The sequence below is a fragment of the Mycobacterium sp. genome (assembly GCF_050701515.1).
In the GTDB taxonomy this organism is placed as follows: domain Bacteria; phylum Actinomycetota; class Actinomycetes; order Mycobacteriales; family Mycobacteriaceae; genus Mycobacterium.
Genome location: NZ_JBOGDB010000139.1, coordinates 1 through 2,784, shown reverse-complemented (window position 1 = coordinate 2,784; position 2,784 = coordinate 1). Strand labels below are relative to the sequence as shown.

The 2,784-nt window shown below is 68.9% G+C and carries 3 protein-coding genes; 1 reads left to right on the top strand and 2 read right to left on the bottom strand.

The genetic code is table 11. The annotated features are described in order from the left end of the window. The first annotated feature begins 125 nt into the window (after positions 1-125). Positions 126-1,568: an aldehyde dehydrogenase gene (locus ACRDU5_RS12050; protein WP_526614765.1), complete on the top strand. Its 1,443-nt coding sequence runs from the start codon at positions 126-128 to the stop codon at positions 1,566-1,568. On the opposite strand, the gene ACRDU5_RS12045 is transcribed toward ACRDU5_RS12050, so the two are convergent. After that, positions 1,569-2,354 carry an SDR family NAD(P)-dependent oxidoreductase gene (locus ACRDU5_RS12045; RefSeq protein ID WP_526614764.1) on the bottom strand — a complete coding sequence of 262 codons (786 nt, stop codon included), beginning with the start codon at positions 2,352-2,354 and terminating at the stop codon, positions 1,569-1,571. 17 nt (positions 2,355-2,371) lie between these two features. Beyond that, positions 2,372-2,784: acyl-CoA dehydrogenase family protein (locus tag ACRDU5_RS12040; protein ID WP_526614763.1), on the bottom strand; the 413-nt coding region annotated here is incomplete at its 5' end.

Sequence of the window (2,784 nt, the reverse complement as noted above, 5' to 3'; positions counted from 1 at the left end):
CTTCTGGGACAGAGCCAACGCTGCTGCGGAGCGACGACCCGGTCCCAAGAGTTAGATCGCTCCTCCGACCGATGCGTTACACCCGTACCATCGGCCCAGCACCACAATGAGATGGGAGCGCCGAAATGGAGACACGCGACCGGCTGTTCATCGGCAACGAATGGGTGGAACCCGCCACCGAACGCACCATCGACGTCATCTCTCCGATCACCGAAGAGGTGTACGCACGCACGCCCGATGCGGCACCGGCCGACATCGATCGCGCCGTCGCCGCCGCGCGGGATGCCTTCGACAACGGGCCGTGGCCCAACTCGACGCCGGAGGAACGGGCCGCCGCCATCGCCGCGCTCTCTCAGGCGCTGCAGAAGCGTGGCGCCCAGATCGCCGACGTCGTCACCAACGAGAACGGCTCCCCGGCCCAACAGTCGCTAGGGATGCAGGTGCTGGCGGCCACCATGGTGCTCGACGTCTACGCCGACATCGCCCGTAGCTACCCGTGGAGCGACGAGCGTGTCGGCGCGATGGGTCAGAAGGTGGTGGTGCGCCGGGCGCCGGTCGGCGTGTGCGCGGGCATCATTCCGTGGAACGTTCCGCTGTACATCATGGCGATGAAGCTCGGGCCGTGCCTCGCCTCGGGATCGACGATGGTGCTCAAGGCCGCACCCGAGACCGCGCTCGATCCGTATTTGCTCGCGGACGCGGTGCTCGAGGCGGGTCTTCCGCCCGGTGTGGTCAACATCGTCGCCGCGTCGCGCGAGGCGAGTGAGCACATCGTCACGCACCCCGGCGTCGACAAGGTCAGCTTCACCGGTTCGACCGCGACGGGCGCGCGCATCGGCGAGCTGTGCGGCGGGCAGATCAAGCGGGTGACCCTGGAGCTAGGCGGCAAGTCCGCGGCGATCGTCCTCGACGACGTCGACCTCGAGGCGCAACTGCAGAACCTCATCATGTCGGGCCTGATGAACAACGGGCAGGCCTGCGCCGCGCAGACCCGCATCCTGGCGCCGCGCTCGCGCTACCAGGAGCTGGTCGACGCGCTGGCCACGGGCGTCGGCGCCATGCCGGTCGGTGATCCCAACGATGCCGCCACCGCGATCGGGCCGGTCGTGGCCGAGCGCCAGCGCGACAAGATCGTCGGGCTGCTCGAGTCGGGGAAGGAACAGGGCGCCAAGGTCGCCGTCGGCGGCGGCAGGCCGGCGCATCTGGAGAAGGGCTGGTTCATCGAGCCGACCATCTTCTACGACGTCGACAACGCGATGCGCATCGCCCGCGAAGAGATCTTCGGCCCGGTGCTGTCCGTCATTCCCTACGACACCGAAGACGACGCCGTCCGCATCGCCAACGATTCCGACTATGGCCTATCCGGCTCGGTGTGGACGGCCGACGTCGACCACGGGACCGAGATCGCCGCCCGGCTGCGCACCGGCACCGTACCGATCAACTCGGCGATGTTGCTCGACTTCAAGGCTCCGTTCGGCGGCTTCAAGAAGTCCGGCCTCGGCCGCGAGTGCGGCCCCGAAGGCATCGACCCCTATATCGAGTACCAGTCGATCATCTACCCCAGCTGATCACTCGGGAAAGCCGAAGAGCGCAACCACGCCGTGATCGCGGCCAGCGGTGTAGCCACCGTCGACGACGACGGCCTGACCGCTGACGAAGGACGCGTCGGGAGAGGCCAGAAAGGCCGCCATGGCCGCGATCTCCTCGGGCCGGCCCAGCCGGTGCAGCGCATGTTCCTCGGTGATCGAGCCCAACGGGCCCGCCATCCCCGGCATGCCGAAGATGCCGTCGAGCATCGGTGTTGCGATGAAGCCGGGGCAGACGGCGTTGGCCCGGATGCCGCTCGGGCCGTAGTCGAGCGCGATGTTCTTGGTGAGCAGAATCACGCCACCCTTCGACGCGTTGTAGGCGCTGCCGCCCGCCGTGGCTTCCAGGCCCTCGATGCTGGCGAGTGTCACGATCGAGCCGCGCTCGCCGTCGACCCTGGGTTGCTCGATCATCCTGGCCAGTGCCGCCTTGGCCACCAGGAAGGTTGCGGTGAGATTGATGCCGATCACCCGGTCCCATTCGGCCCGGTCGAGCAGATGAACCGGGCCGCCGCCGGCAACACCAGCGGCGTGCACCACCCCGTCGAGCCGGTCGGGCACGGCGGACAGCACCGCGGCGACCGCGGTTTCGTCGGTGACGTCCGCCGTCACGAACGTGAACCGCGGGCCGAGGTCGGGTGGGGAGGCCAGGTCGGCGCCGACGACGGTGCCGCCTTCGGCCAGCAGGCGCCGGGCTGTGGCCAGGCCGATGCCCGACGCCGCACCCGTCACGACGAACGTGCGCGAACGGGCACGATCACCACTCACGTAATTGGGTCCCTCCGTCACAGTCCGAACTGGTCCTCGGTGATGCCGAGCCAGATCTGCGCCACGTCGATCGCCACCTTCTCGCTGATGAACGCGTGCTGGGTGCCGGTGTACATGTCGCGGAACGCGCGCTCGAGTCGGCTTCCCTCGCGGATCGCGGTGGTGCCCGCCGCCAGATGGGCCCACTCGGCACACGCCCTGGCCGTGTCGGTGGCGAACACCGCGGCCACCCGCATGTCGGCTCGCAACCCGGGTGTCAGGTCATTGCCCGCGGCGACTGCCGCCTCGGCCGCGGTGAAGGCGTCGAGCACCAGAAGGCGGGCGGCCCGCCACGCCGCAACGTGGTGGGCCAGACCCTTTTGGAAGGTCGGACGGGTGGCCAGCGTCGCCATGTCGCTCATCCGCACCTTGGTGGCGGCGAGTTCCTCGA

What these genes read in the sequence shown, in the direction of transcription:
- ACRDU5_RS12050 (WP_526614765.1), top strand. Translation starts at nt 126, where the DNA reads ATGGAGACACGCGACCGGCTGTTCATCGGCAACGAATGGGTGGAACCC.